Source organism: Ochrobactrum quorumnocens, assembly GCF_002278035.1.
GTDB lineage: Bacteria > Pseudomonadota > Alphaproteobacteria > Rhizobiales > Rhizobiaceae > Brucella > Brucella quorumnocens.
Map to the genome: position 1 here is coordinate 779,478 of NZ_CP022604.1, position 26,631 is coordinate 806,108.

The following is a 26,631-nucleotide window of genomic DNA, read 5'->3' on the forward strand; positions in this document are numbered from 1 at the left end:
TATTATCCGCTTAGCACGAATATAATGGGATCATTTTTGCATGTTCGATACAAAGTTCACAATTGTTTTGCGTGATGATTTGGCACCTTGGCAGGAGCTGAATGTCACCGCTTTTCTCGCTAGCGGGATTGTCAGTCAACACCCGGATATCATCGGCGAGCCTTATCAGGATGGGGCCGGCAACACTTACAATGCTTTGTCCATTCAGCCAGTAGTCGTGATGTCTGCGGATGCGGCTCAAATGCACAAAATACACGTAAAGTCACTGGAAAGAGGGATCACAACTTCTCTCTATATTGAAGAGATGTTTTCCACAGGGCATGACGTTGCGAATAGAGATGTATTTTCAAAGTTTGCACCTGAATCTGCAAATGTTGTCGGTATCGCCATTCGGGCAGAAAAGAAAATCGTCGACAAACTGGTTAAAGGCGCAAAGCTGCATAAGTAGTTATTCGCTATTTATTTCTGCATGATGTGCAAGGTTGGCAGTTTAGAAATGAACTATCCAATTTTGCATGCCGTGAATCCCGTGGGATTATGTGCGTCCAGAGAAATTTGTAGTTCTGTGGTCAAAAAAATACCCCGGCTGAGGGCCGGGGCAATCTTAACCTTATGTGCTACTCGCAAAGATCACGTACGGGGGTAAGGCGCGATCTCCTCATTTAATAAAGTTTAGTAAAATAACTAATCTAGATTATTGATGATGTGTGAATATAAAATTTTTATCGTTATAGTATGTTTTAATCTAATGAGCATTTTTTGTTTTAACAATCACACTTGTTCGCTCACAATAATTTTGATGATACGGAGTGAATGCGGTGTTTATTTTATATAGCAAAGTTACCTGGTGTAATAATTTGGCCTTTTGGTATAATTTAATGTGCGTTATGATAGCCAAAATTGATTAGGTACTTGATCGACTTTTCAAATTTTAATTGGTGAGCGAATAGGTTATCTGCCGGTATTAAAGTGCGTTCTTTCAAGTTTTTCTGCGCTATTGTTATCAGAGATGCTTGATGTTTGAGGCTGTTGGGATGAGTTTGATTATTGATTTTGCAAAATATGTGTCGATCGTTGTGATCGGTCTTTTGCCTATTATGAATCCTTTGACGACAATCCCGTTATATATGTCGCTGACCAAACGCATGAGCGCGGAAAACAAACGCGTTCAGGCAAGAAAAGCCTGCATATATGCCTTTTCGATCCTAACGGCTTTTCTGCTGCTCGGAAATGGGATCATTTCGTTGTTTAGTATCTCCATGCCCGGTATTCGTGTGGCTGGCGGGCTGATTATCATGATCCTGGCCTTGCGGATGATTTTCTCTGGTGAGGATTCTTCGTCCGAAGTGGATGCAGAACCTGCCGATATCAAAAAGGCTGAACTGGATTACTCTTTCTCGCCACTGGCAATGCCTAGCCTGGCAGGGCCGGGTTCTATAGCGGTTGTTATGAGCTTTGCGTCGCAGATACCATCTGAGCATACCGTTGTGGGCCATGTGGTTGTTATTTTGGGAGTCGCTATAACGATCTGTGTTGCCTATCTTGCACTGTCCTCCGCATCGCTCATCGAGAAGGTGCTCGGGGAACACGGTATGCAGGCGGTGACAAAGATCATGGGCTTTTTGCTGACCTGTGTGGCCGTACAGTTTCTTGCCTCGGGTATCCGCGATTTTTATATTGAGTTCAGTAAGATCAGCTGAAGCGTTTCACATTTTTCAGGATGTGAACTAAGTGCGTGGAACGAAAAGAATAATGCACGCGCCAACAAAGGCTACGGTCGCGCCTATAACGTCCCAGCGATCTGGGCGCATGCCTTCTGCAGCCCATATCCATACGATCGATACAATAATATAAATCCCGCCATAGGCTGCATAGGCACGTCCCGCAGCATCGCTTTCAATCAGTGTCAACAGATAGGCGAAAAGGGCGAGACAAACCAAACCTGGAACAAGCCAGAGGGGGGATTTGTCCAGTTTAAGCCACGCCCAAAACGAGAAGCATCCGGCTATTTCGAATATAGCTGCGGCGGCATAAATCACGAATTGCAAAGCAGATTTCCTTGGAATTGATTGTGTGAAGCGGCTTTGCGGTAGTGTTTATACTCCAACCCAGCACACCCCCATACGAGGCCAAAAAGCAGATAAAAATGCCGCCAGTGATCAGTGTCAATCACATTGCCGATGAGTACATGACCAAGATAGGTCGCATAAGCGCAAAGCAGAAATGGTTGCCATGGTCGATTTCTGAACATTAGTTTGAAACCGATGGCCAGTGTCAGGAAGGTTAAAGTCATGAAGGCGATGAAACCGATCCAGCCATAATCAAGCACTGCTTTCAGCCAGATATTATGGGTGTCTTCGCCGAACATGGGACCAAATTCCAATGGTCCGATTCCCAGTGGATGTTCGGTCGCAAGCACCATGCCGAGCCAGTGCCGGGCAAACCGGCCCAGACGCGCACTGTCGTAACTTTGTTCAAGGCGCGCGCGCTCTAAAAAGAGCGCTCTTACGTCGGGAATTTGCAGGAGTAGTAGAATAGCCAGCGCAATGACAAGGACCGCAAGCAAGCCGATTGTGATCAAGCGCAGGCGAAACCTGTTGCTCTGGCTCTGAAGCAGCAGCACTGCAAAAAGACAAAGGAACGAGAGCGGCGCCATGGCCCAAGCAGCACGTGAGAAGGAAACCAGTATGCCGAGTGTCAGTACACTGCACAACGGCATATAGACGAGCAAATCTCGGCCATTGCCTTTCATGATGCGGTAAAGGCTCCATGTGAAGGGAAGCACCAAAAACGGCCCGTAAACATTCGGATCTTTAAAGCCACCCATTGCACGGCCATAACGGGTAAAGGCATCGGCGCCAGGAAACAGGTTTAGATAACCCGCAATGCCCAGCAGCGACGATAGGATACCGACCAGAAGATAGGCGTTGAATATCGTTTTCAGGCGACGATAGTCTGCTTCGATGATTGCGGCATAAAAGACAGCCGTAAAGGCAAGGAACAGCGAAACAGCGATATATAATGGCGCATCCTTAGTGTCAGCCATTTGCATGACGGAAATCATACCGCCGAAGTTGAACACGGTCAGCAAAGCGAGCAACACCAGGCTGGTTCGTGTCAACCGCATCCCAAAAAGCATGGCGATTGCTATGAGCGCGACCATATAAAGTTCGTATGGAGCGGGTTCGCTCATCACGAACCCAAGTAGAAAAACACCAAGTCCAATAGCAAAGTTAGCGATGAGCCTGTTTAAAGCGCGCTTACCTGCAACCTCGGTTGCAGGTAAAACGCGGTAAGGTGTCGAAACACTGCTGGTACCGTTGGCGACTGTTCTCAATAAGCGTTTTCCGTGTTGAGAAGTCTGACGGGGGTCAGAAACAGGATTTTGAGATCAAACCAGAGCGACCAGTTTTCAATGTAAAACAGGTCATATTCTGTGCGCATGGTGATCTTGTCTTCATTGTCGATTTCGCCGCGCCAGCCATTGATCTGCGCCCAGCCGGTTACGCCCGGCTTGACGCGGTGACGTGCGAAATAGCCATCAACGACTTCATTATAGAGTACGTTGTGAGAGTGCGCGGCCACCGCATGGGGGCGAGGGCCTACAAGCGACAGTGAACCTGTCAGCGAATTGAAGAACTGCGGCAGTTCGTCGATGGATGTCTTGCGGATAAAGCGCCCGACGCGGGTCACGCGGGGATCGTTTTTTGTGACGGCGTTGCGTGCAGTCGGGTCGCTCTGTTCCGCATACATCGAGCGGAACTTCCAAACATTGATGACTTCGTTGTTAAAGCCATGCCGCTTTTGCTTGAAGATTACCGGGCCTTTGCTGTCGAGCTTAATGGCAATCGCGGTTGCCAGCATGATGGGCGAAAGAAAGACGATGCCAAGCAGACTGAACACAATGTCGAAAATACGCTTGGCAACTGAGTCCCAGTCGTTGATTGGCTTGTCGAAGATGTCGAGCATCGGCACGCTGCCGATATAGGAATAGGCGCGGGGGCGGAAACGCAGGTGGTTGTTAAGTGCCGACAGACGGATATCGACCGGCAGCACCCACAGCTTGTTAAGGATCATCAGAATGCGTTCTTCGGCACTGATAGGGAGCGAAACGATCAGCATGTCGATATGCGCAATACGCGCAAATTCGATCAGCTCCTTTACGTTTCCGAGTTTGGGGTAGCCTGCCACGATGGGCGGCGAACGCTTGTCATCACGGTCATCGAAGATGCCGCAGATGCGAATGTCGTTATCCGGCTGCTGTTCAAGTGTGCGGATCAGGGCTTCGGCATTGGGTCCACCGCCGACGATGACAGCGCGCCTCTCCATAATACCATTCCGTGCCCAACGACGGATTCTCCATGAGACAAAGAGGCGGCAGATGATGAGTACGATCATTCCGCTCAAAGCCCAGATCAGAAACCAGGCGCGCGAAAAATCCGATGAAACCTTGAAGAGAAAACCTGCTACGGCAACGGCTCCCAGCACAGTTGCCCAGCTGATGATTACGCGTTTCAGGTGGCGGCTGGGGCTGCGCAGAATATTGATCTGATAGCCGTTGTTTATTTCCATCATCAGAACGTAAAGGCCACCGCCCGCGAGCATGATGAGGAGATAGTAGATCAGGAGTGAGGTGTTGAAACTGACATAATAGGCAAAGCTCAGAATGCCAGTCGTGAGGACGATGCCGAATTCAACGAGCCGTATCACACCGCTGAGCATGGTTGGCGACAGGGTGTTACGCTCATATTGCGCGGCCATCTGGCGCGCCATTGCGTTCAACCCGTTCTGTTCGCTCGGTTTGGAACCACTCGTGCCTTTGGCATTACTTGCCTCAGGATCGATTGGAGAAGACACATCATTATCCCGCACAATTTTACCCCTGCTAATCAACGTGCCGGACTATATTTAACTGCAAATCCTAAGGATTTGCTGATCAAATGGTCCTAGCTGGTGCAAGATTTTCAGGAACGTGCTTCACGGTAAACTAATTCTATAGAATGTGCCATTGCCTGAAGGCTGAACCGCTCGCGCAGGCGTGTTCTGTCGGGCATCGATTTTACGAAATCAGCCTCAGCGCTGGCAACTACGAGCAGCTTGGCTGCGAGCAGCTCGATGTTGGGCTCAACAAGAGCCGGTGAGTTGGGGCCGAAGATTTCCGGAATGCCGCCAACACTGCTCGCAATGACAGCTTTTCCAGCAGCCAATGCCTCCAGCACGATGTAAGGAAATGCTTCCGCGCGTGATGGAATCACGATGCTTTTGCCAAGCGGAAACGCTTCTCGCGCAGCCATGCCGGGCAAAAAGCGGATTTGGTCAGCCATGCCGAGCCCATTTGCGAGCGTGAGAAAATCGGACTTCTCCGCGCCATCGCCGACCATAGTGGCGGTAAAACGCTTCCCGGATTTGTCACGAAGAGAAGCAAGGGCGCGGATCAACAGATCGGGGCCCTTTAATTCACGCATCGTTCCTATGAAAAGGAAATCAGTGGCGTCAGTTGCGGTTGTCGTATGAACAAACTCTTCATCAGACAAGCCGTTATAAATAACCGCATGAAGGTCGTATGGCCTGCCAACCTTCTCTTCATATGTCCGCTTCTCGAAGTTTGAAACGAACAGAACAGCGTCGGTGAGCGGAGCCAGCAACCTTTCGACCAGAAAGACCGCGCCACCACGACGCGTCTTTCTGTCAAAATGCAGGCTACCGCCATGCGGTGAGTAGATACGGGCTACGCGAGACTTAAAAACCCGTAGAGCTGAGCCGAACAGACGTGCATAAACGCCACCTTTGGCGCCATGTCCGTGCAAGATGTCCGGCTGCGATTTCTTGATAATGCGATAGGCTTTGTATGCAGCTTTGATATCGCCAATGCCGATATGTCTTTGCATGGCGATACGATGGATGCCCAATGCAAGCTTGGGCCGTAATTCTTCCAGTAATTCATCTTCGCGCGCGCCACCGGTTGTCGCATCGCAGAGAATGCCAACTTGGTGCCCGTTTGAAGCCTGAATGCTGATGAGATCGCGGACATGGCGGAACAAGCCACCCGTAGGTTCGCGAAAACAATGGACGATTCGTAAGGGCGTGTTGTGCTTTTCATCAGACATTTATCGTCATCAGAATAGACGTTCGCGCACATAGACGGTGTCGCCCGGTAGGATCGGATCAGAGATCAGGACGCGCCCTGTCATCACGTCTCCATTGATCGTGCGTGTAATATCGACACTTTCCTGATTGGCGCGTGGAGTAAACCCTCCAGCTGCGGCGATTGCCTTTTGCACAGTCATACCTGGCACGTAAGAATATTGGCCCGCACCGCCCACTTCACCCATGATGAAGATCGGACGATAACGGTCGACCTCAACGCTGACGTCAGGATCGCGCAGGTAGCCGCCACGCAGTTTTGAGGCAATTGTGCCTTCTAGCTGCTTTACCGTCTTTCCACTTGCCGGAACGCTGCCAATAAGCGGGAATGCGATATAGCCCGACTGATCGACGCTATAATTATTGGTGAGGCTTGCCTGCTCAAACACGGTAACGCGCACACGGTCACCTGCATTGAGCAAATAGGGTTCGTTTAACGCGGCATGAAACGCCTGTGGGGCAGGGCGATAGCTGGAGCATGCGGAAAGCGTCATCGCCGCAAGGCCAAGCGCAACAAGAACCAACCGGCTCGTGCGCTTTTTATGAGTTTTCTGCATCGTCATTGTCGCCTCGGTCTCTTCCGAAAAGCATTGCCGCATTTGCAGATTCGGATAGGAGATATCCAAATGCTGATACATGACGTTATCGATTGATTAAGGTTAATGGCTGGTAAAGAAGTGATACGCTTCCGGAAAAACTTTCTCTCTTTCCAGTGAAACCGAACAAATAGACAGTTTAACCCTCTGGTTACCTTGTTCGTTTACATTTTCTTACAAAATTGGCCTTCGACACGTTTTGAGTGGGCGAGGTGATGGCTCGGGAACCGCACATCCAGAATATTGGGCGGAACATCGGGCGGAGTATGAGAATGTCTGAAGTCGATAGGCTGTCGAAAGACGCAGATATTGATATTGGTGCGCTCTTTTCGAGCTTGCGCCGCAATTGGCTTTTGATTGTCAGCGGCGCACTCATTATGGCAGTGCTTGCCTGGATCATATGTCTCCTTCTGACGCCTGATTATAGCGCTGAGACCCGCATTCTGATCGAATCCCGTGAATCCGTTTTCACACGTCCAAATGGTGAAGCCACAGCTGAACGGCCATTGATGGACCCGGAAGGGGTGAAAAGCCAGGTCGAAGTGCTGACTTCGGGCGATCTTCTGAAGCAAGTGTCAGATAAGCTCAAGCTCACCGACAACGAGGCATTTACCTCAACAAATGTAAGGCCTTGGACGCGTATCTTGATTCTTCTTGGTATGCGCAACAATCCGACCAGTCTGACACCTGAAGAGCGTGTACTGCAAAAGTTGCGCCAGAACTTGCAGGTTTTCAACGTCACCGGTTCGCGTGTGATCGTCGTCCAATATACGTCTGCAAATCCGCAGGAAGCAGCGGATATCGCAAACGCAGTGGCTGACGCCTATATCGCGCTACAAGGCGCTGCAAAACTCCAGTCTAACGATGATGCAACCGGCTGGCTTGCACCAGAAATCGAGGATCTGCGCGGCAAAGTGCGGGATTCAGAAAAGAAAGTTGCGGACTATCGCGGAGCAAATGGCCTTCTGACGGGACAGACAAACAGCACCATTGCCACCCAGCAGCTATCCGAAGTCTCGACGGAATTGACGCGACTGCGTTCAAGCCGCGCGACCTCGGAAGCAAAAGCGGAAAGCATTCGCAGAGCGCTTGCAGCCCGTGTCCCGGTTGATACTCTGCCTGATGTTGTAGCATCCGGTATGATGCAGCGCCTTTCCGAACGTCGCATTCAGCTCAATTCGCAAATCGCTGATCTTTCAGTAACGTTGCTTGAAGGCCATCCGCGCATCAAATCGTTGCGCTCGCAACTCGCCGATCTCGACCGACAGATCAATGGGGAAGGGCGCAAGCTTTTGACGAGCCTCAACAATGAGGTGAGTGCTGCGAGACTGCGCGAGGATGAACTCAATCGTGAGTTAAATCGTGTCAAGGCACAGGCCGCCCAGGCTGGTGAGCAGGAAGTCGAACTGCGGGCGCTCGAGCGTGAAGCGGCTGCGCAGCGTCAGCTTCTTGAGACCTATCTGACGCGTTATCGCGAAGCTGCCTCGCGCACGGATCGCAATTATGTCCCCGCCGATGCGCGGATTTTCTCTCGCGCTGATGCGCCGGGATTGCCATATTATCCAAAGACCTTGCCGGTTGTCAGCGCGACCTTTGTTGCTGGACTGTTGCTCCTATCAATTTTCGTCTTGCTGCGTGAATTGTTCAGTGGACGGGCCTTTGTCACAGTGGACGGGCGCCGTATTGCAGCGGTGGAAGAAATTGAAATGCCAGTGATTGAAGCGGCAACAGACATGGCTTTCACTCCGCCTTCCGCAAGCGAGTTCAAAACTGCCGATAGCCGCCCTGTGCGGCGCTGGACGTCGCCTTTCATGTCAGGTTCAAAAATTGCCTCTGCGGAAGATGCGCCAGAAAATCCAAATGGTGTGAAGACGGTGGCTAACGGCCTGATTGAAGGCAGTTTAAAGCGGGTCATCGCGATATCTCCGGAAGGCGATAGTGCATCCGCTGCGACTGTGCGTCTTCTGCGGGAGCTGGCGGATCGGGGCAAACGCGCTATTCTGATCGATATGACAGCCTACGGTACGCTGGGGCTAGTTATGCTCGATGGCAGTAACCGAGCCGGTATTACAGAGCTTCTGGCCGGTGAGCGGCGCTTCAACGATGTCATTCATACGGACCACTATTCTCAGGCGCATGTGATGCCGCTAGGCAAGGTAGCACCGGAGAACGCGATGCGTTCGGCTGATCGTCTGCCGTATATTCTGGATGCGCTGGAAACGGTTTATGATTTCGTGGTGGTCGAATGCGGCCCTTCCACATCGCGGCAGATACGCCGTATCGCCGACGGTCCGGCTGTCGTGATCATGAATATTGTCGATCCCGACGACAATAGTGTCGTCATGGCAGCGCTTGATATGGATCAGGGCGGCTATGAAGACGTCATCATTCTGATGGACAATCAGCAGGCGACAGGTGCTAACCCTGATGCGTCACAACCTACCGCCTGATTTCGATTCACGATCAACGAGATAGCGCTCTCGTCTGAATCAAATTGAGAAGCGCTTATCGTGAAATCTTAGCGTTTCGCCAGTTTGCTGCGTAGCGCTTTTGCGAACTGCCACAAGTGGGGATTGCCTTTAACTGTCGCGACGACTTTGTTACGGACTGATTGCAGTGCGGTGAAGGCTTTGCCTTTGGCCGTTAGAGGGATAATGGTGTCGAAGATGCTCGATTCAATATCGCACCATTCTCGCTTATAGGGCTCGTCGCCGATCCCAAAGCTATAGATGGTCAGGCCAGCGTCACAGCTTCTCTTGATGTCTTCATAGAACAGAAACTCCCCAGGGCTGGCAGTCATTAACTCGTCATCGGCTATCGCGCTGAATTCGACAGTCGGACCGAGTTTCGAACGGGTTTTGCCGATCAGCGAGCGGATTTTGCCGCCGACTTCAAGGACTTGCAGTTCGTATGCTGCGTGCAGGCTCCCAGTCGCGTTTCCGTAAAGCTCTTTGAAGAACGTTTGAATATGGGCATCGGCAAAAGGATCGTCGATCCCCATTTGCCGGAATCTATGTGCTTTGAGAGCAAAGAAAGCATTGAGTATCTCGTTCGTTTCTTCACGGGACTGGGGGGCATAAATTCGCCACCCGCCAGCCTCTTCATATCGACGGCCATGCTGACGATGTTTTTTGAGTTTTCGCTTGGCGTTGCTTCGCTCAAGGACTGCATCAAATCCGCTGATCAGAGACGCGGCAAGCACAGGATTGGGGTTCTCAATACTTTTCAGCTGCAACAAAGGGTTATCTTGGCCGGATAGAATGGGCAGTTGCCGCGTTAGCGAAAGCACATCGATATCTGGCCTAGCGATCCGAATGGTTGACACGAGCTGGCCGACGGATGCGTGTTCGACCGAACCGCCAAGCCAGGGGAAGTTACAGTTTGCATGGCTTCCGCCTGGATAACGCAACACGCGTGTGCCGTTTACGCTGACAGTCTCAAGTGGCAGCAACATAACCGGCGAATAGTCAGCAAACAGACCAGCAACCAGAGTGTCCGAATTGACATGCCTGCGCCAGCAGTCGATCCAGTCGAAAGTTTGTGCGTTGCCGTGCAATGCGCCCGGCTTTGACCAAAAAGCACGCAGTTGCGCGTAATCAACAATGAGGCGTGGCGTTAGATTGGCTTGGGCTTCATCAGTCACGTTTCGGTTGCCCCCGCAAATCACTCAACGACGTTTTGGGCGAGGAGGCTGAGCCATCCACCAGATGATACCCATAGCAGGCAACACCCAGAGAATACCGGTGAAGAAGAAATAAAGGAGATGCACCCATGCAGGTGAATTACCAAGCTGGGCCACAGCTATAATTGTCGCAAAAACTGCATAGACGATCACAAGAGCAACCAGCAGAAATGTGCCTATGAGTTTTTTCAGCCGAACGGGCATGTCTTTCTCCTCTATCCTGCTCTTCACTAGCTTGTGAGAACACGCAAAGGAAGTGAAAACGCGTCGGCATGTCGCGTGAACTTGGCTTGTAACCGCTTCTCCTATGCGGCATGTATCGGGCAGATGAACAGTCAGGGATAAAATGGCATGGCGGCAGTATCCGTTCGACATGAAGGGCAGAGCGCAGTGAGATCCGGCGAGGATAAAAATCGTCGGCTGATCCGCTATTGGCTCTATGCAGTTTTTGTCGTTCTGATCGCAATCGTCATGGTCGGTGGTGCAACGCGCATGACTGGCTCTGGTTTGTCGATTACTGAATGGAAACCGATCCACGGCGTCATTCCGCCGCTCAATCATGCCGAATGGCTGGAAGAATTCGATAAGTATCGCCAGATTCCGCAATATCAGCAGATCAATAAGGGCATGTCACTCGAAGCGTTCCAGTCCATCTTCTGGTGGGAGTGGGCGCATCGCATGCTTGCGCGATTTGTCGGCTTTCTGGTTGCAATTCCACTCGCCTTCTTCTGGCTGACCGGACGTCTGAACAGCAGCCTTAAATACCGGATGCTTGGCCTTCTGGCACTCGGCGGCTTTCAGGGCGCTATTGGCTGGTGGATGGTTGCGTCGGGACTGAGCGAGCTTACCAGCGTCAGCCAGTATCGTCTTGCCATCCATTTGACGACGGCCTGCGTCATCATAACGGCCGTGTTCTATATCGCGCGAGGGCTCGTCACTTATACCGAGCGCCCGGCGAAACGGTCTATCCAGCGTTTCGCAGGCTGGTTGGTCTTTGCTGTGCTGGTGCAGATCTATCTTGGCGGTCTTGTCGCCGGGCTCCATGCAGGTCTTACATACAATACCTGGCCGCTGATGGATGGTGCGATCATCCCGTCAGATTTGTTCATCCAGTCGCCTTGGTGGCGCAATTTGTTTGAAAATCCAAAGACCGTGCAGTTCGTACACCGCATGTTCGCCTACACAGTTCTGGTTCTGGCGGTCATTCACGCCGTGCAGGTTTGGAAAAATGCGGCAGCAACCACCCATGCCCGCCGTACAATCGTGTTGCTCGGCCTGATACTCGTGCAGGCAGCGATCGGCATTGCCACACTTTTGATGAGTGTTCCTCTTGATCTCGGCCTGACGCACCAGTTCGTGGCGTTGATGGTGCTGGCTTTCGCCGTTGCACACTGGCGCGCAACAAAAGGCGCTTACAAAGAATAAACAGTCTGACGCAGATGCCTTAGCGCGGAAGCTATCTTCAGCTCCCGCGCTTCATCGGCATCATTGCGGTCTTCGCGATGCCAAGCGGCTGAGAGACAGCCATAGGAAAATGCGAAATCGAGGACATAGGCAGGATCGCATCTGAGGATCGGCGCGAAATGCTCTGCCATGCGCTGAGCGCGTTCGAGATTGAGGCACAGATCATCGCGATCCAGCGGATTGTAGAAGATGTTGGCGGCATCAAATGCCGCATCCCCCATCAGCCCGTGGGGATCGATCACAAGCCAGCCGCGAGGTCCTCGCATGACATTCTCATGATGAATATCGCCGTGCAGCGGAATTGCTTCACGCGGCATTTCCAAAAGGCGCTTTGCAAGTTCCGTAGCCTCCGCATAAATTGGTTTGTGGCTTGCGACTGCAAAGAGGCCGGAAAAATGCTTGTTAAGTGGTTGCAAATCATCTGGAACAGGTGAGGCGGAAGGCTGATGCAATGCAGTCAGCACTTGCCCGAAAATAGCGAGACATTCTTCGTCTTTGCCACTTTTGAGTTGCTCATCGAGGTGGTAGCCGCCCGCATATTCGAGCAACATCGATGTTTCCTTGAGATCATAGAGCTTTGCAGCCCCATGACCGTCACGCCATGAAAGATAATGTGTGCCTCGCAGTTCCTCCATCCCAGCGGGCTTGAGCTGCTTGACAACAAAAACTTCGTCTGGAAAGTCATTGCGTTCGACTTTCCAGACCAGACTTGAATGTGTGTCCGCGAGCGGCACATAAGAACCGACATTCCATTCGGCGGGGAATATCGGCCTTTCCGTCATCAGGCTTTGCCGAGCATCAGATTCATATTCTGAACAGCGGCACCCGATGCGCCCTTGCCGAGATTGTCGAGCAGCGCTACGAGATTGACCTGATTGTCGCCTTCCGTTCCAAACACGAAAAGCTTCATGCCATCCTTGCCAGCAAGCTCTTCAGCATCGACGCGCGGCAGTTGACTGCTTTCCTCCAGCGAAACAACCTCAACGTTATTCTGCCCAGCATAATGTTCGGTCAAAACCTTATGGATATCATTAAGCGACGGCGAGCCTTCAAGTTCGGTCACAAAGAGCGGAACCTGAACGATCATGCCTTGAGGGAAACGGCCGACGCTTGGGCTGAAGAGTGGGCGGCGATCCAGACGACCATGCAATTGCAGTTCAGCCACATGCTTGTGACGCAGCGGCAGGCCATAGAGGAAGTTGTTGGCCGCTAGATGCTCCGGATGGTTCTTATCTTCCATCTGCGCGATCATCTGTTTGCCGCCGCCTGTATAGCCGGAAACCGCGTTGACGCTGATTGGATAATCAGCCGCCAACAACCCGGCATCGCGCAAGGGGCGAACGAGGGCGATAGCGCCGGTCGGATAGCAGCCGGGATTAGCAACAAGGCGTGCTTCAGCAATCCGCTCACGCTGGCCTTTGGCGAGCTCCGCAAAGCCGTAGGCCCAGTCTGAGTGCACTCGATGAGCGGTCGACGTATCGATTATCCGGGTCGAGTTGTGACCTTCGAGCAGCGAAACAGCCTCCTTGGAAGCGTCATCTGGCAGGCACAAGATCGCAATATCGGCAGAACGCAGATAGTCGGTACGCAAATCCTTGTTGCGACGCTCGGCTTCTGGAATGGAAATCACTTCAAGATCGTCGCGCTCGGCAAGGCGACCGCGAATTTGCAGACCAGTTGTGCCGTGTTCGCCGTCGATGAAGATTTTCGGTTTCATGCGCTTTGCCTTTAGATTTCAGAAAGTTACGCCATTATTCGGAATCAATTTTCGAGCTGCTTGAATCAATTTCTGAGCTGCAGCAAGGCTTAGTTTTTATCGTCGCGCTTTTTGCTCGGCCAGAAGTCCGAGATAATACATCGCAATGGTCGCTCCGGCTATTGCCGTTATATCGGCATGATCGTAAGCGGGTGCAACCTCAACAACATCTGCACCCACAAAATCAAGTTGTGTGAGCTTGCGAAGCACAGACAGCACCTTCGCCGAAGACGGGCCGCCAGCAACTGGCGTGCCGGTTCCTGGTGCAAATGCCGGATCAAGACAATCAATGTCAAAGGTCAGATAGGTCTTCTTGCCAACAGTGCGTTTCAGAATCACGTCGGCAATTGCCTGCGCCGACATGTCCTCAACCTCGTGACCATAGATGATCTTGATTCCGCAATCTTCTGGCGCATGCGTCCGAATGCCGATCTGGATAGAATGTTCAGGATCGATAATTCCGTCACGCACGGCTCGAGCTACGAAAGAACCGTGGTCAATGCGCTTGCCATCATCAAACCAGGTATCCTGATGCGCGTCGAATTGAACCAGTGCAAGCGGGCCGTATTTTGCGGCATGGGCTTTGAGTAGTGGCCATGTCACAAAATGGTCCCCGCCAAGCGTCAGCAAAAACGCATCGGATTTGAGGATTTTTCCGGCTTCCCGCTCTATCGTTGCGGGCGTCTTATAATGATTGCCGTAATCAAGAAGACAGTCGCCGTAGTCGATCACGGCGAGGTTTTCGAATAGATCGCGCTCAAACGGATATTGTGGATCGTTGTCGAAAATCGCCGATGCGCGACGGATCGCCTGCGGGCCGAAGCGCGCGCCGGGCCGGTTGGAAACCGCCGCATCAAACGGAATGCCCCAAACGACTGCTTCAGCACCCTTCAGCGACTTCGTATAAACACGCCGCATGAACGATAGCACACCCGCGTGGGTGGGGTCGGTGGCAGCGCTGGTCAGGCTGCCGGCGGTGAAAGCATGGTCGATGGTTTTTGAGGGCATGGCTGGCTCCCGAATAGTTTCACAACTCTCATAGCGCTTCACGAAGCAAATTGGGAGATTGCTTTATGTGGTTTTTGCGTCAAAACCATAAGCGCGTTCTACCCGGGCGATGCGAACGCGATAAGTTTCATACCATTGCTGGCGACCGAGTTTTTGCGCGACGAGATGATCAACGTCGCGCTTCCATGCCCGGATGCTCTCTTCGTCTGCCCAGAACGAATTGGTGATGCCGAAGCCTTCCGTATCGCGTGCACTTTCAACCCCAATATAACCGGGTTGTTTTGAGGCCAGTTCCGCCATGCTTTGTGCCATTTCGCCATAGCCATCATCAGCGCCAAACCGTTGCGATGAAAATGTGACTACGAAGTAGGGCGGGTGTGGTGTGTTGGCAAAACATTCAGTCGTAGACATAGGCGTGCTCCATCTTCGAAGAATCGTGGACTTCACTCTTCATGAATGCTGTCGACGGGGCTTGCAACTGCGACTACAGCATCAGCCCAAAAATCGGAATCTATTTTTGGAAAGCTCGAAGGGTGGCTTCAATAGCCTAGAGCGCTGCTCAACATCTCAGGGTGCAAAATTGCGCGGGCGATAAACCGCGATTGTGAGAACGCGGAGCGTGTTGGCAAATACCTCTCTTTCAAAGAGGGGTTTTATGAGAAAAGTAATATTTCCAATTTCAATCGCGCTTGTTTGTTCTGCCGCGCTGTCTGGCTGTGTGACTGACCAGCGTGCGGCCCGCTATCAATTGGAGCAGCAGAATGTGGGCGCGCTCAACTGGATGCAACAATCTGGCGAATACGAGGCGCTTGCCTATCAGGCCTTTAACAGTGCGCGCAAAGCGTTCGACACGGCGAAGGTTCGCAAAGGATACCGTAAAGCGGTGATCGTCGATCTTGATGAAACGATGATCGATAATTCGGCTTATGCCGGATGGCGTATCCAGCATAATGTGCCTTACACAGAGAAAACTTGGGCGCGCTGGATGGCTGCCGAACAGGCCCGATCTATTCCGGGTGCTGTCGATTTCGCACGTCATGTGAATTCGCATGGAGGCAGCATGTTCTATGTCACGAACCGCGATGCCAAATCATTTGAACATACAGCGGCCAACATCAGGAAGCTCGGCTTTCCCGGTGTATCAACGAAGACACTGCTTCTGAACAGTGGCCAATCAAACAAGCAGGCGCGTTTTGATACCATTAAAGCGGCCGGCTTTGATGCGGTGGTCTATGTTGGTGATAATCTCAATGATTTCGGAGGTGTCACGTATCACAAGAACAACCAGCAGCGACGCGCTTTCGTTGCAGCCAATCAAGCGGCCTTTGGAACCAAGTTTTTCATGCTTCCAAATCCAAGCTATGGCGATTGGGTTTCCGGCATGGCGCCGGAATTTTACAAACAGTCTGTAGAGAAACAGTTGCAGATCAGCCGGGAAGCCATTCGTGCCTGGGCAGGTTGAAATAGTCCAGACATTGCGAAAACAAAAAAGCGGACCCGAAGGTCCGCTTTTCTGTAATTCCAAAGCGATAAATATTAGCGCTTGGAGAACTGGAAAGAACGGCGAGCCTTTGCCTTACCGTACTTCTTACGTTCAACAACGCGGCTATCGCGAGTAAGGAAGCCACCCTTCTTGAGAACCGTGCGAAGGCCTGGTTCGTAGTAGGTGAGTGCCTTGGAGATGCCGTGGCGAACTGCACCGGCCTGACCGGAAAGACCGCCGCCAACAACAGTCGCGACAACATCGAACTGACCAGCGCGGTTCGACGCAACGATTGGCTGCTGCAGGATCATCTGCAGAACCGGACGTGCGAAATACGCAGCGAATTCTTTGCCGTTGACGGTGATCTTGCCGGAACCTGGCTTGACCCAAACGCGAGCAATCGCGTCTTTACGCTTGCCGGTCGCATAAGCGCGGCCCTGAGCGTCGATCTTCTGAACGTGAACCGGAGCGGCCTGTTCAGCGGCTACGCTGCCGAGTTCTTCGAGCGAGTTGAGCTGCTCAGCCATGATTATGCATTCCCTTTGTTCTTGCGGTTCAGCGCGCCAACGTCCAGAGTTTCTGGCTGCTGAGCTTCATGCTGATGTTCTGCACCTGCATAAACGCGCAGGTTCTTCATCTGACGACGGCCAAGCGGGCCACGTGGGATCATACGCTCGATAGCCTTTTCAAGAACGCGTTCTGGGAAACGGCCTTCGAGAATCTGGCGAGCAGTACGCTCCTTGATGCCACCTGGATGGCCAGTGTGCCAGTAGTAAACCTTGTCGGTGTACTTCTTACCGGTCAGAACAACCTTATCGGCATTGATGATGATGACATTGTCGCCATCGTCAACGTGCGGGGTGAAGGTTGCTTTGTGCTTACCGCGCAGGCGATTGGCGACGAGGGATGCGAGACGACCGACGACGAGACCTTCTGCGTCGATCAGAATCCACTTCTTCACCACTTCGGCTGGCTTCTGAGAAAAAGTTGCCATTGAAGTCTTCCTTGACTTAATCCCAGATCTTACGATCCAGGCTTTTCTTGTTGCTTGTGTTAGTCACGCCAATTGTAATGACGGCCAACCTTAAGGACGTTTGAAAGCGAGCTTCCTAACGCACTAGGCGGGTCGATACACAAACTCGAGAAGGTCGTCAAGCGCTGTTTTTACGACTGTTATTTAAAAATACAATAAAAACAATCACTTATGAATGAGGTATTATAATACCGTATTTTTTAACGCGGTGGAATGGAATAAGTCGCTGTTGCGTGGGCGATCAGCTCGTTTCGCTCATCACTGGTCAGACTTATATCCAGTACGGCCAAACGCTTTCCGAGCTTGAGAATCCTTGCCAACGCCTTCACCGTCCCCGGCGTGGCTTTGCGCAGGAAATTGATATTGAGATTTGTAGTCACAGCAAGCGCGACTGGTCCTATATGACCAAGAATTGCTGCATAAGCTGCCACGTCTGCAAGTGCGAAAAGAGAAGGACCCGAAACAGTGCCGCCGGGTCGCAAGTGCTGAGCATCGGCGCGAAGATGCATTGTCGCGACGCCGTCCTCGATAGAGACAATCTCAAAACTGTCGTCAAGTTGCGGAAACTCGCGCTTCATGAAGAGGCGTAAATCGTCAATATTCATGACTGGGCTCAAGGCCGTATGGTGTGCAGTGTTGATATTCATTTCCTCTCCCTATCTTTAAGAACTAACGGGAGTAAGGCCGATCTTGCAAGCATGTGTTGCGATATGCCACCAATAAAGTCGAAATTTGCGGAGGAGGAACCAAATGCAGACACCTTCAGACAATCAAATTCGCGAAATTCTTCAGTCTGTCAAAACGATTGCGTTGCTTGGTGCGTCGCCCAAAGCTGAGCGCCCAAGCAACGGCGTCATGAAGTTTCTGCTTGATCGGGGATACCATGTCATTCCCGTTAATCCGGGGCAGGTGGGAAAAAGTATCCACGGACAGCAAGTAGTGGCCAATCTCGCCGATATTGATGAGCTGATCGATATGGTGGATGTTTTCCGAGCATCTTATTCGCTTCCGGGCATTGTAGATGAAATTCTCGCTATGAAGCAGCGGCCAGCGGTTCTTTGGACACAGCTCGATGTGGTGCATGAAGAAGCAGCAAAGAAGGCTGCAGATGCTGGTTTGAAAGTGATAATGGATCGCTGCCCAGCTATCGAATACCCGCGGCTGATTGGCCGATCGTAAGTCACGGAATTATTTTCTTTAATTGTATCGCTTGGCGCAAATTCCTCCTTTGCTTTCTTTGTGGCACAGCCTAACGTCCACTCGAATTAATTGGCATAGACTGTCAGGAGGAACTTATGTCTAAACGCTCACCCGGCATCGAAACACTAGCAGTCCATGCGGGCGCAAAACCCGATCCGACGACGGGTGCACGTGCGACGCCGATCTATCAGACAACGTCTTTCGTGTTCGATGATGCCGATCACGCTGCCTCGCTGTTTGGCTTGCAGGCTTTTGGCAACATTTATACGCGCATCACCAACCCGACTACCGCTGTTTTAGAGGAGCGCATTGCTGCTCTCGAAGGAGGCACGGCTGCAGTTGCCACCGCTTCGGGACATGCCGCTCAGCTGTTGGTATTCCATGCGCTGCTGCAGCCGGGCGATAATTTTGTTGCTGCACGCCAGCTTTATGGCGGTTCGATCAACCAGTTTGGCCAGTCTTTCAAATCCTTCGGTTGGCAGGTTCGTTGGGCGGATGCAACCAATCCTGCGGAGTTCGCTAAGCAGATTGATGATCGCACACGCGCAATCTTCATTGAGAGCTTTGCCAATCCGGGCGGTATCGTTGTTGATATAGAGGCGATTGCCGAAATCGCTCACAAATACGGTCTGCCGCTGATCGTCGATAATACGCTGGCATCGCCTTATCTCGTACGTCCGATTGAGCACGGTGCGGATATTGTTGTGCATTCGCTGACCAAATTCATCGGCGGGCATGGCAATTCGATGGGTGGTATTCTGATAGATGCTGGAACATTCGATTGGGCCAAGTCCGGAAACTATCCGCTTCTGACCGAACCGCGTCCAGACTATGCCGGTCTCGAACTGCACAAGACATTCGGCAACATTTCTTTTGCCATTGCTGCGCGCGTGCTTGGCCTGCGCGATTTCGGCCCAGCCATTTCGCCATTCAATGCGTTCCAGATTCTGACAGGCGTTGAAACGCTGCCACTGCGTATGCAGCGCCATGTGGACAACGCATTGAAGGTCGCTTCATGGCTGCATGGACATGAGAAAGTATCCTGGGTGAATTATGCCGGGCTTCCTCATGACCAGTATCATGCGCTTCAGCAGAAATACTCGCCGAAGGGCGCAGGCTCTGTTTTCACCTTTGGCTTGAAAAGCGGCTATGAAGCGGGCGTCAAGTTTGTCGATAGCCTCGAACTGTTCTCGCTGTTGGCCAATATTGGCGATACCCGTTCGCTGGTTATTCACCCCGCATCGACGACGCATCGTCAGCTGACCGATGAGCAGAAGGTTGCGGCGGGTGCAGGCCCGGATGTCGTTCGTCTGTCCATCGGCATCGAAAATGCTGATGATATTATAGCTGATATCGAACAGGCGCTTGCCAAGGTCTGATGTTATGAGCCTGCTTGTTGATTTCGAACTGACTGACGTTGAGCCGGAGGAGGGCGCACCTTTACCAGAGCGTGTCCTGTCGGGTGATCCGCGCTCCCGCACATGGAACCTCGAAGAGACTGCCGATGGCAAGCTCTTCGCAGGCATATGGGAAAGCTCGCCGGGAAAATGGCGTGTTGAATATGACGAATGGGAGTTTTGTCACATTCTCGCTGGTCATTCGGTCTTGACGGAAGAGGGTGGTGAAGCGCGCACGCTTAAAGCGGGCGATAGCTTTGTAATTCGCCCCGGCTTCAAGGGCACCTGGGAAGCGATCGAAACCACGCGCAAGGAATATGTGATCCGGCTTTAAAGCCGGCGTCGTTATTGTTGGAAGCTAAAAGGCCCGGTCGCTATGACCGGGCCTTTTTCTTATGCGCCGTATGGCACCCAGATATTTTTGACCTGAACAGCCCTGCGCAAGTAATCGCGCCCCTGCGCTTCGGCATTGTTGAGCCAGTTGGGTAAGCGGCCATTGGTGACCCATGTGGCCTTGAGATTTCCGGCAGAAGCCTTTTCAACCATCGCGCTGCCTTCCTTAGAACTGAAGTACCAAAGGGCTGCCACTTCATCATGTTCAGCCAATGTCTTGGCCAAGACATCACGTTCGCCGGTGACAATGTTGATTACACCACCCGGCACATCCGATGTGTCGAGCACCTGATAGAAATCGCCAGCAATCAGCGGATGACGGCTTGATGGCACGACAATTGCGCGATTGCCCATCGCAATTGCAGGCAGCACAAGCGAGACCAGCGACAAAAGCGGAGCTTCATCCGGGCAGACAATGCCCATCACACCCCATGGCTCGTTCATGGCAAGCGTCACATGGCGCGACTTGGTCGAATGCACCGCGCCGTCGAACTTGTCTGCCTGTGCAGCATAATAGAAAATGCGGCGCAGTGATGCTTCGACTTCTTCGGTAGCTTTCTTTTCGCTGACACCAGTGCTCTCAACGAGGTGAGCCACAAATTCGTCGCGGCGTGCATCGAGGTTTTCACCCAGATAATAAAGCACCTGTGCCCGGTTATGGGCGGTGGCGCTGCCCCAGCTTGATGCTTTAGCCGCAGCTTCAACCGCATTGCGGATATCTTTGCGGTTGCCAATGCCAGCCTGACCGATAACTGCGCCGCCTTTGCCTGTAACCGAATAGCTATAACCACCATCAGGACGAGCCTGCTTGCCGCCAATATAGTTCTTCATCGTGCGATCGATGCCATCGATGACGATCTTGTCGTCGCCGGATGGTGAGGCAGAAGGTACGAAGTTTTCGTTAGCCTTGGGAGCGTCGAGGGTTTTTTCCCAATCGGCTGAAAGATATTCATACAAGCCTTCGCGTGCACCCTCGCGGCCGTAGCCGCTTTCGCGATAGCCGCCAAAGCCTGCACCCGCATCAAGCATATTGGTGCAATTGATCCAGACAACACCGGCTTTCACGCGGGCTGCGAGGTCAAGCGCAACATTGATGTTCTCTGACCAAATGGATGCGGCAAGACCGTAACGCGTATTGTTGGCGAGTGCCACAGCCTCATCCGGCGTACGGAATGTTGTGGCGGCGGCGATTGGTCCGAAGATTTCCACCTGGCAGACCGTTGCCGCCTGATCGACCTCAGTGAAAAAACCGGGCGCAATGTAATTGCCCTTGGCAGGCAGTGGATTTGGCGTCTGCCAGAGTTGTCCGCCTTCATCGATACCTTTCTGGATCAGATCGGATATGCGTTTCACCTGTGCAGGCGAGACAATGGCACCAACATCGGTGGATTTGTCGAGCGGATCGCCGACGCGCAGGCTTTCAAGCCGCTTTTTCAGCTTGGCATAGAACCGATCTGCAATGCCTTCCTGCACCAGAAGACGTGAACCCGCGCAGCAGACTTCGCCCTGGTTAAACCAGATGGCGTCGACGACACCTTCAACAGCGGCATCGAGATCAGCATCTTCAAATACGATGAAGGGCGACTTGCCACCAAGTTCAAGAGAGAGCTTCTTGCCGGAACCTGCAATTTGCTCGCGGATGATACGACCCACTTGCGTTGATCCGGTAAAAGCAACCTTGTCGACGCCGTCATGACCGCAGACGCTCGCACCAGTTGTGCCATCGCCCTGTACGATATTGACTACACCGGCAGGCAGGCCAACTTCGTGGCAGATTTCTGCAAAGGCAATAGCGGTCAGTGGTGTGAGATCAGCAGGCTTCAAGACAACTGTATTTCCCGCAGCCAAGGCCGGCGCGATCTTCCACGCCAGCATCAACAATGGGAAGTTCCAAGGGATCACCTGACCACAAACGCCAACCGGCGAAAAGCCCTTGAACTCATCTTCAACCATCTCCGCCCAACCGGCATGATGGTAGAAATGACGAACTGCCAGCGGAATATCGATGTCGCGGGTTTCACGCAGAGGTTTGCCATTATCCATAGTTTCCAGAACCGAGAGGAAGCGTTCACGCTTCTGGATATGGCGGGCAATTGCATAAAGGTATTTAGCACGTTCATGGCCCGATAGTTTCGACCATTTGCCAAATGCACCACGCGCGGCTTTCACCGCCTGATCAACGTCTTCCTGCGTTCCAAGCGTGATCTCGGCAAGCTTGTCACCATTAGCAGGGTTAGCCACGGCAATGGTTTTACGGCCTTCCGGTTTGATGAAAGTGCCGTTGATATAATGGCCGAAAGAATGGCCATGCTGCTCCAGCCACTGCTTCACATCACCGTTTGCTTCGGGGGAAGGTCCATATTCCATGGTCTTCAGAATGTCCTTGATGGGTCGCATTTCAAATTTTCCTTACGCAGCAGCGTGACGATTGGCGCTCGAATAGCGTCCGGTCACGAAGTGCTCTAATTGCCGTTCGATATCGCCAAGCATGGATGAGGCGCCTAAGCGGAAGAGATCTGGTTCGAGCCAACGATTACCGAGTTCTTCTTTCATGAGCGTGAGCCACGCGAGAGCGTCCTTGGCGGTCTTGAGGCCACCGGCTGGCTTGAAGCCGACGATCTGGCCGGACAATTCGCCATAATCGCGCAGCGCCCGTACCATCGTCAGGCTGACGGGCAGCGTCGCGTTGACATCTTCCTTGCCGGTCGAGGTCTTGATGAAATCAGAACCCGCCTGCATCGCCACCATTGAGGCGCGATAAACATTGGTTAGCGTGTTGAGATCACCGGTTGCGAGAATGGCCTTCATATGCGCCTCGCCACAGGCTTCGCGCATGGCGGCAATTTCGTCATAAAGCGCGGACCAGTTTTGTGTCAGCACATGCTCGCGGGTAATGACGATGTCGATTTCGTGGGCACCCTGCTCAACCGCATAGGTGATTTCTGCAAGGCGCAATGGCAAAGGTGTCAGGCCTGCCGGAAAACCTGTTGCCACAGAGGCTACGGGAATGCCGGAGCCTTCCAGTGCTTTGACTGCATGGGATACCATGGTCGGATAAACACAGACTGCGCCGGTGGTTATGCCTGCATCGAGAAGGCCGAGGGCTTCCAGAATATCATCACGCACAGGACGGCGCGCTTTAGCGCAAAGTCTGCGCACACGCCCGGCAGTGTCGTCACCAGCAAGTGTGGTCAGGTCGATGCACTGGATTGCACGGATGAGCCATGCTGCCTGATATTCTTTCTTGATCGAACGACGTGCAGGCAGCGTTGCAGCACGACGTTCCGAGGCACTGCGGTTCACGACAACATCTTCAAACCATTCAGGCTTGAGCGGTGTGCCATTATTGCGGGGAAGGGCTTCGGTCATTGTATTGTCCGTCTGTGAGGTTTGTTGACGTTCAAGAGCACTTAGGCGCGTTCGATCAAAGGCGCGTGTTCACGGCAGAACGTTTCAAATTCATCGGCACTGGCATAAGCCTTTTGCGTGCCGGGTCGGGTGATGGAATGAGCGGCATAAAGGGAGGCTTTGCGAAGCGCTGCTTCCACATCGCCCCTCTCTGCATAAAAGTGGGCAAACGAGCCGATAAATGCATCGCCTGCGCCTGTCGTGTCTTTCGGTGTGACTTTGACCGGCGGGATATTGACGATTTCAGTTGCGGTAATCATGCGTGCGCCACGTCCGCCCAGCGTCACGATGACCGTGCGGATGCCATGCGCAATCAGCGAGCGAGCGGCAACGACAATCTCATCATCCGTGCTGGTCGGAAGGCCAGACAAAAGAGCAAGCTCGCTCTCGTTGGGCACGAGGAAGGTCACTTGCCGGATGCGTTCCGGATCAAGATCTGCCGCCGCAGGCGCGGGGTTCAATATGGTTTCTATGCCATTTTCAGCCGCAAAAGCGATTGTGTGGTAGACGGTCTCGACCGGCACTTCCATCTGCATGAGGATCAGGCCGCATTCCTTCAGATCATCGGCAGCCTTGTCGACTTCGGCGGGCAAGAGGTCTGCATTTGCACCTTTGACGATCAGGATCGAGTTTTCGCCTGAAGGTTCGACGAAGATGGGGGCTACACCGCTCGACTTGCCCGATACTTTGAGAACGTGTCGCGTATCGACGCCAAAGCTGTTGAGATTGCGGATCGTGTTATCGGCAAAGACGTCGTCACCAACGCGCGTTACCATCATCACGTCGGCACCGAGACGTGCAGCTGCAACAGCCTGATTTGCCCCCTTGCCGCCGCAACCAATCTCGAAAGTCGGTGCTTCAAGTGTTTCGCCGGGGCCGGGCATACGGTTCACGTAGGTGATGAGATCCACCATGTTGGAGCCGACCACTCCGATCTTTCTGGTCATGAGAAGTTCCTTTGAAATTTCAGAGTGCCCTGATCTTGGCTTCAAACTGTTCAGCGGCAGGCTGATCGAGATAGCCAACGCGCACGGGGAAGATGGCGCGTTCACCCGACGCCAGTATCCGCACATTGTTCTTGGCTTTTTCGGCGAGATAGCCTTCCGGCTCGCAAGTGGATGGCAGGGCAAAGGCTGCAACCTGCGCATCACCGTTGACGAGAATCCACCGCACAGTTTTTGGGAAAGCCTCATCCGGATAGGAGATCGCAAAGCCGTCGCCATCGGCTAACTGCATCATCTGATGGGTCTTGCCATCGGCATCGGTTGGTAAGCCACGAATGTAGAATACCTGCTCTGGATCGTAGCGCTCCGGCTCATCGAGCACTTCCATCACGGAAGGATCTGCGGCCAGTTCATCAATCAAGGAGAGGTAATCGTCATTGGGTGTCACATGGCCCGGAACGGCCGTGCGAACCTGCACCTGATCTGGTGTAAAGGCGACCGGCTGCACAATGCGCGCGTCTTCGTCATAGGCGAAATTGACGTGGCACATATACATCAGCTCCATCGGAGCCGATGACAGGTTTTCAACATCCATGGTGATGTCGAAAAGCGTTTCCTTCGCATGAAGCCGAACGCTTGGCCGAGCGAGATAATGCGCGCCAAAGCCCATGACATATTCATATTCGCCAGTGACTTCGACAAAGCTGCCATGTTCATCTGCGCCGAACAAAAGGCCTGCTTTGTCCATCTTTGCGCAGGCCATTTCACCATGCAGAAGGTGATTATCCTGCGGCGAAGGGCAGCCATTGCGCAAGATTCCGCTGTGAAAAGCAAAGCATCCATAAGTCTCGACGATGGTCGTTGCCGGACGCGGCATGGAGAAGCTGTTGCCCATGGTGAGATCAATGCCGTCGAACTCTGCGGCCCATACCATCTGCCCCATGAATGGAAGCACGATGATATTGCCGCGTTCGTTTTCGATCAGCAGAGCTTCGATGCCGCTTGGATAACGAAATGCCGTCACACTCAGCCCGTCTGCACTGGCAATGACATGCGGTTGTTCAACAAAGTCCTGACGACGAAGATGAAATTCAATATCCTGCATTTGGGATCACCTGCCTTGATTGCGCGAAGCATTGATCGCGATGACGAGGATGAGGAACGCGCCCCAGATGAAGTCGATCAGGTGGTTGGAAAACCGCATCATCTGGAAGCCGGAGGAAAGAAGCATGAGAGCGATCAGCGCTATGGCGATGCCCAAAACACGCCCTTTGCCACCAGCCGGATTGGTGCCACCCAGCACGGCGATCAGAACTGCCTGCAACAGATAGGACGCGCCATAATCGGATTTAGCCGCATTGGTACGTCCCGACAAAATGATCCCCGCAAGCGAGGCCAGAACGCTCGTCAGCATGTAGGAATAAAGGATCATGCGCTCTTTGCGGATGCCAGCAAACACGGCTGCGCGCGGGTTGGTGCCAATCAACATCAGATTGATACCAAGCGTGGTGCGCGTCAGCAAAATTCCGACGAGAATGCAGACGACAATGAACAACAGGAAAGGTGTAGCGATGCCCATGATCTTGCCATTGCCTACCCAGTTCCACGCATCAGGAAAGCCGACGATGGCCGGTCCCCCCGTGAGTACCAGTGCCAGTCCCATCAAGACCTGTCCGGTGCCTAGTGTTGCAAGGATTGGCGTGATCCGCAGCTTGGCAATCAGCAAACCATTCACCAGTCCGGATAAAAGGCCGATCAGCATGGCAAGCAGTATGCCGATGATGGTGTAGAACAATATTCCAGAGCCCGACGTCTGCGCCGCCTGTACCATGCTTGAGTGGAAATAGACGCCAGCGACAATGCCTGCCAGATTGGCAATGCCGACGACCGAAAGATCAATCCCGCCGGTCAACATTGCGATCATCATTGCGATAGCCAGGATGCCCAGCTCTGGCATGATGTAGCTGATGGATTCAAAGTTGTAGTAACGCAGGAACTTGTCCGGGTTCATCCATGTCATCAGTGCAAAAACAAGCACGGTGATAACAACGAGCTGGATGATATTGTTGTCTCCGCCAAGGATGCGGCGCATGTCGAAAGACTGTTTCATGTCGCTTTCTCCC

Annotated in this window: 27 protein-coding genes; 8 read left to right on the plus strand and 19 right to left on the minus strand. The window is 52.6% G+C overall.

From position 1 onward, the window contains the following. The first annotated feature begins 40 nt into the window (after positions 1 to 40). Together CES85_RS13230 and CES85_RS13235 are read left to right on the plus strand one after the other, a co-directional pair. On the plus strand, positions 41 to 448 hold the full coding sequence (locus tag CES85_RS13230) for a DUF2000 family protein (RefSeq protein WP_095446405.1): 408 nt from the start codon (positions 41 to 43) through the stop codon (positions 446 to 448). 568 nt (positions 449 to 1,016) lie between these two features. Beyond that, complete coding sequence (locus CES85_RS13235; RefSeq protein WP_244923283.1) at positions 1,017 to 1,700, plus strand: MarC family NAAT transporter; 684 nt, start codon at positions 1,017 to 1,019, stop codon at positions 1,698 to 1,700. Between the two features lie 27 nt (positions 1,701 to 1,727). On the opposite strand, the gene CES85_RS13240 is transcribed toward CES85_RS13235, so the two are convergent. From CES85_RS13240 to CES85_RS13260, 5 genes are all read right to left on the minus strand, one after another. Next, complete coding sequence (locus CES85_RS13240) at positions 1,728 to 2,048, minus strand: YnfA family protein (RefSeq protein ID WP_095446406.1); 321 nt, start codon at positions 2,046 to 2,048, stop codon at positions 1,728 to 1,730. Continuing rightward, a complete protein-coding gene (locus tag CES85_RS13245; RefSeq protein WP_095446407.1) occupies positions 2,036 to 3,337 on the minus strand; it encodes an O-antigen ligase family protein in 1,302 nt (433 codons plus the stop codon). The genes CES85_RS13240 and CES85_RS13245 overlap by 13 nt, the downstream gene beginning before the upstream one ends. Beyond that, the gene (locus CES85_RS13250) at positions 3,334 to 4,857 is read right to left on the minus strand and encodes an undecaprenyl-phosphate glucose phosphotransferase (RefSeq protein WP_404900930.1); all 1,524 of its coding nucleotides are present in this window, start codon (positions 4,855 to 4,857) and stop codon (positions 3,334 to 3,336) included. The genes CES85_RS13245 and CES85_RS13250 overlap by 4 nt, the downstream gene beginning before the upstream one ends. A gap of 107 nt (positions 4,858 to 4,964) precedes the next feature. After that, a complete protein-coding gene (locus CES85_RS13255; RefSeq protein WP_095446409.1) occupies positions 4,965 to 6,107 on the minus strand; it encodes a glycosyltransferase in 1,143 nt (380 codons plus the stop codon). 9 nt (positions 6,108 to 6,116) lie between these two features. Then, positions 6,117 to 6,701, minus strand: a complete 585-nt coding sequence (locus CES85_RS13260) for a polysaccharide biosynthesis/export family protein (protein ID WP_208636310.1) — start codon at positions 6,699 to 6,701, stop codon at positions 6,117 to 6,119. A 311-nt stretch (positions 6,702 to 7,012) separates the two neighbouring features. Between CES85_RS13260 and CES85_RS13265 the strand changes: the two genes are divergently transcribed. After that, positions 7,013 to 9,190 carry a GumC family protein gene (locus CES85_RS13265; RefSeq protein WP_095446410.1) on the plus strand — a complete coding sequence of 726 codons (2,178 nt, stop codon included), beginning with the start codon at positions 7,013 to 7,015 and terminating at the stop codon, positions 9,188 to 9,190. Positions 9,191 to 9,258: 68 nt separating this feature from the next. Here the strand turns inward: CES85_RS13265 and CES85_RS13270 are convergent, their stop codons facing one another. Together CES85_RS13270 and CES85_RS13275 are read right to left on the minus strand one after the other, a co-directional pair. Further along, the gene (locus CES85_RS13270; protein WP_095446411.1) at positions 9,259 to 10,383 is read right to left on the minus strand and encodes a GNAT family N-acetyltransferase; all 1,125 of its coding nucleotides are present in this window, start codon (positions 10,381 to 10,383) and stop codon (positions 9,259 to 9,261) included. A gap of 24 nt (positions 10,384 to 10,407) precedes the next feature. Next, entirely contained in the window at positions 10,408 to 10,626 is a 219-nt protein-coding gene (locus tag CES85_RS13275) for a DUF2842 domain-containing protein (protein ID WP_024897446.1), read from the minus strand. Positions 10,627 to 10,773: 147 nt separating this feature from the next. Between CES85_RS13275 and CES85_RS13280 the strand changes: the two genes are divergently transcribed. Continuing rightward, entirely contained in the window at positions 10,774 to 11,847 is a 1,074-nt protein-coding gene (locus tag CES85_RS13280) for a COX15/CtaA family protein (protein ID WP_095446412.1), read from the plus strand. On the opposite strand, the gene CES85_RS13285 is transcribed toward CES85_RS13280, so the two are convergent. The 4 genes from CES85_RS13285 to CES85_RS13300 all read right to left on the minus strand — a co-directional run bounded on the left by CES85_RS13285 (position 11,835) and on the right by CES85_RS13300 (position 15,061). Continuing rightward, positions 11,835 to 12,668: an aminoglycoside phosphotransferase family protein gene (locus CES85_RS13285; RefSeq protein ID WP_095446413.1), complete on the minus strand. Its 834-nt coding sequence runs from the start codon at positions 12,666 to 12,668 to the stop codon at positions 11,835 to 11,837. The two genes, CES85_RS13280 and CES85_RS13285, sit on opposite strands and share 13 nt — an antisense overlap. Beyond that, positions 12,668 to 13,603, minus strand: coding sequence for an N-acetyl-gamma-glutamyl-phosphate reductase (gene argC / locus CES85_RS13290; RefSeq protein WP_095446414.1), 936 nt, complete (start codon positions 13,601 to 13,603; stop codon positions 12,668 to 12,670). The genes CES85_RS13285 and argC overlap by 1 nt, the downstream gene beginning before the upstream one ends. 96 nt (positions 13,604 to 13,699) lie before the next feature. Next, positions 13,700 to 14,650, minus strand: a complete 951-nt coding sequence (gene speB / locus CES85_RS13295; protein WP_095446415.1) for an agmatinase — start codon at positions 14,648 to 14,650, stop codon at positions 13,700 to 13,702. A 63-nt stretch (positions 14,651 to 14,713) separates the two neighbouring features. Further along, positions 14,714 to 15,061, minus strand: coding sequence for an antibiotic biosynthesis monooxygenase family protein (locus CES85_RS13300; protein ID WP_095446416.1), 348 nt, complete (start codon positions 15,059 to 15,061; stop codon positions 14,714 to 14,716). Between the two features lie 244 nt (positions 15,062 to 15,305). Here CES85_RS13300 and CES85_RS13305 point away from each other — a divergent pair, with 244 nt between their 5' ends. Beyond that, positions 15,306 to 16,112 (plus strand): 5'-nucleotidase, lipoprotein e(P4) family, encoded by an 807-nt coding sequence (locus CES85_RS13305; protein ID WP_095446417.1) that lies wholly within the window; start codon positions 15,306 to 15,308, stop codon positions 16,110 to 16,112. A 74-nt stretch (positions 16,113 to 16,186) separates the two neighbouring features. On the opposite strand, the gene rpsI is transcribed toward CES85_RS13305, so the two are convergent. The 3 genes from rpsI to CES85_RS13320 all read right to left on the minus strand — a co-directional run bounded on the left by rpsI (position 16,187) and on the right by CES85_RS13320 (position 17,813). Further along, positions 16,187 to 16,660 carry a 30S ribosomal protein S9 gene (rpsI, locus tag CES85_RS13310; protein WP_064320455.1) on the minus strand — a complete coding sequence of 158 codons (474 nt, stop codon included), beginning with the start codon at positions 16,658 to 16,660 and terminating at the stop codon, positions 16,187 to 16,189. A 2-nt stretch (positions 16,661 to 16,662) separates the two neighbouring features. Further along, positions 16,663 to 17,127 (minus strand): 50S ribosomal protein L13, encoded by a 465-nt coding sequence (rplM, locus tag CES85_RS13315; RefSeq protein WP_095446418.1) that lies wholly within the window; start codon positions 17,125 to 17,127, stop codon positions 16,663 to 16,665. A 239-nt stretch (positions 17,128 to 17,366) separates the two neighbouring features. Further along, entirely contained in the window at positions 17,367 to 17,813 is a 447-nt protein-coding gene (locus tag CES85_RS13320) for a PaaI family thioesterase (RefSeq protein ID WP_095446419.1), read from the minus strand. Positions 17,814 to 17,916: 103 nt separating this feature from the next. Here CES85_RS13320 and CES85_RS13325 point away from each other — a divergent pair, with 103 nt between their 5' ends. The 3 genes from CES85_RS13325 (at position 17,917) to CES85_RS13335 (ending at position 20,097) form a co-directional block, all read left to right on the plus strand. After that, the gene (locus tag CES85_RS13325; RefSeq protein ID WP_095446420.1) at positions 17,917 to 18,345 is read left to right on the plus strand and encodes a CoA-binding protein; all 429 of its coding nucleotides are present in this window, start codon (positions 17,917 to 17,919) and stop codon (positions 18,343 to 18,345) included. Positions 18,346 to 18,461: 116 nt separating this feature from the next. After that, positions 18,462 to 19,745: an O-acetylhomoserine aminocarboxypropyltransferase gene (locus CES85_RS13330; protein WP_095446421.1), complete on the plus strand. Its 1,284-nt coding sequence runs from the start codon at positions 18,462 to 18,464 to the stop codon at positions 19,743 to 19,745. Between the two features lie 4 nt (positions 19,746 to 19,749). Further along, positions 19,750 to 20,097: a cupin domain-containing protein gene (locus CES85_RS13335; protein WP_095446422.1), complete on the plus strand. Its 348-nt coding sequence runs from the start codon at positions 19,750 to 19,752 to the stop codon at positions 20,095 to 20,097. A 59-nt stretch (positions 20,098 to 20,156) separates the two neighbouring features. Here CES85_RS13335 and CES85_RS13340 read toward each other — a convergent pair whose 3' ends face one another. Genes CES85_RS13340 through CES85_RS13360 form a run of 5 tightly spaced genes read right to left on the minus strand, consistent with a single transcriptional unit; the run spans position 20,157 to position 26,618 of the window. Further along, on the minus strand, positions 20,157 to 22,553 hold the full coding sequence (locus CES85_RS13340; protein ID WP_167388293.1) for an aldehyde dehydrogenase family protein: 2,397 nt from the start codon (positions 22,551 to 22,553) through the stop codon (positions 20,157 to 20,159). 12 nt (positions 22,554 to 22,565) lie between these two features. Further along, positions 22,566 to 23,525, minus strand: coding sequence for a deoxyribose-phosphate aldolase (deoC, locus tag CES85_RS13345; protein WP_095446423.1), 960 nt, complete (start codon positions 23,523 to 23,525; stop codon positions 22,566 to 22,568). Positions 23,526 to 23,566: 41 nt separating this feature from the next. Next, complete coding sequence (gene rbsK, locus CES85_RS13350) at positions 23,567 to 24,511, minus strand: ribokinase (RefSeq protein WP_095446424.1); 945 nt, start codon at positions 24,509 to 24,511, stop codon at positions 23,567 to 23,569. 19 nt (positions 24,512 to 24,530) lie between these two features. Next, entirely contained in the window at positions 24,531 to 25,613 is a 1,083-nt protein-coding gene (locus CES85_RS13355; protein WP_095446425.1) for an aldose 1-epimerase family protein, read from the minus strand. Between the two features lie 6 nt (positions 25,614 to 25,619). Continuing rightward, a complete protein-coding gene (locus CES85_RS13360; RefSeq protein WP_095446426.1) occupies positions 25,620 to 26,618 on the minus strand; it encodes an ABC transporter permease in 999 nt (332 codons plus the stop codon). Positions 26,619 to 26,631 lie beyond the last annotated feature (13 nt).

Excerpts from the sequence above, each read along its gene's own strand:
- CES85_RS13265 (WP_095446410.1), top strand. The coding sequence starts at position 7,013 with ATGTCTGAAGTCGATAGGCTGTCGAAAGACGCAGATATTGATATTGGT.
- CES85_RS13305 (WP_095446417.1), top strand. The coding sequence starts at position 15,306 with ATGAGAAAAGTAATATTTCCAATTTCAATCGCGCTTGTTTGTTCTGCC.
- CES85_RS13275 (WP_024897446.1), bottom strand. The coding sequence starts at position 10,626 with ATGCCCGTTCGGCTGAAAAAACTCATAGGCACATTTCTGCTGGTTGCT.
- deoC (WP_095446423.1), bottom strand. The coding sequence starts at position 23,525 with ATGACCGAAGCCCTTCCCCGCAATAATGGCACACCGCTCAAGCCTGAA.
- CES85_RS13300 (WP_095446416.1), bottom strand. The coding sequence starts at position 15,061 with ATGTCTACGACTGAATGTTTTGCCAACACACCACACCCGCCCTACTTC.
- CES85_RS13360 (WP_095446426.1), bottom strand. The coding sequence starts at position 26,618 with ATGAAACAGTCTTTCGACATGCGCCGCATCCTTGGCGGAGACAACAAT.
- rbsK (WP_095446424.1), bottom strand. The coding sequence starts at position 24,511 with ATGACCAGAAAGATCGGAGTGGTCGGCTCCAACATGGTGGATCTCATC.
- CES85_RS13355 (WP_095446425.1), bottom strand. The coding sequence starts at position 25,613 with ATGCAGGATATTGAATTTCATCTTCGTCGTCAGGACTTTGTTGAACAA.
- CES85_RS13260 (WP_208636310.1), bottom strand. The coding sequence starts at position 6,701 with ATGCAGAAAACTCATAAAAAGCGCACGAGCCGGTTGGTTCTTGTTGCG.
- CES85_RS13330 (WP_095446421.1), top strand. The coding sequence starts at position 18,462 with ATGTCTAAACGCTCACCCGGCATCGAAACACTAGCAGTCCATGCGGGC.
- CES85_RS13325 (WP_095446420.1), top strand. The coding sequence starts at position 17,917 with ATGCAGACACCTTCAGACAATCAAATTCGCGAAATTCTTCAGTCTGTC.
- CES85_RS13320 (WP_095446419.1), bottom strand. The coding sequence starts at position 17,813 with ATGAATATCAACACTGCACACCATACGGCCTTGAGCCCAGTCATGAAT.
- CES85_RS13335 (WP_095446422.1), top strand. The coding sequence starts at position 19,750 with ATGAGCCTGCTTGTTGATTTCGAACTGACTGACGTTGAGCCGGAGGAG.
- CES85_RS13340 (WP_167388293.1), bottom strand. The coding sequence starts at position 22,553 with ATGCGACCCATCAAGGACATTCTGAAGACCATGGAATATGGACCTTCC.
- rplM (WP_095446418.1), bottom strand. The coding sequence starts at position 17,127 with ATGGCAACTTTTTCTCAGAAGCCAGCCGAAGTGGTGAAGAAGTGGATT.
- CES85_RS13280 (WP_095446412.1), top strand. The coding sequence starts at position 10,774 with ATGGCGGCAGTATCCGTTCGACATGAAGGGCAGAGCGCAGTGAGATCC.
- rpsI (WP_064320455.1), bottom strand. The coding sequence starts at position 16,660 with ATGGCTGAGCAGCTCAACTCGCTCGAAGAACTCGGCAGCGTAGCCGCT.
- argC (WP_095446414.1), bottom strand. The coding sequence starts at position 13,603 with ATGAAACCGAAAATCTTCATCGACGGCGAACACGGCACAACTGGTCTG.
- CES85_RS13235 (WP_244923283.1), top strand. The coding sequence starts at position 1,017 with ATGTTTGAGGCTGTTGGGATGAGTTTGATTATTGATTTTGCAAAATAT.
- CES85_RS13255 (WP_095446409.1), bottom strand. The coding sequence starts at position 6,107 with ATGTCTGATGAAAAGCACAACACGCCCTTACGAATCGTCCATTGTTTT.
- CES85_RS13285 (WP_095446413.1), bottom strand. The coding sequence starts at position 12,668 with ATGACGGAAAGGCCGATATTCCCCGCCGAATGGAATGTCGGTTCTTAT.
- CES85_RS13230 (WP_095446405.1), top strand. The coding sequence starts at position 41 with ATGTTCGATACAAAGTTCACAATTGTTTTGCGTGATGATTTGGCACCT.
- speB (WP_095446415.1), bottom strand. The coding sequence starts at position 14,650 with ATGCCCTCAAAAACCATCGACCATGCTTTCACCGCCGGCAGCCTGACC.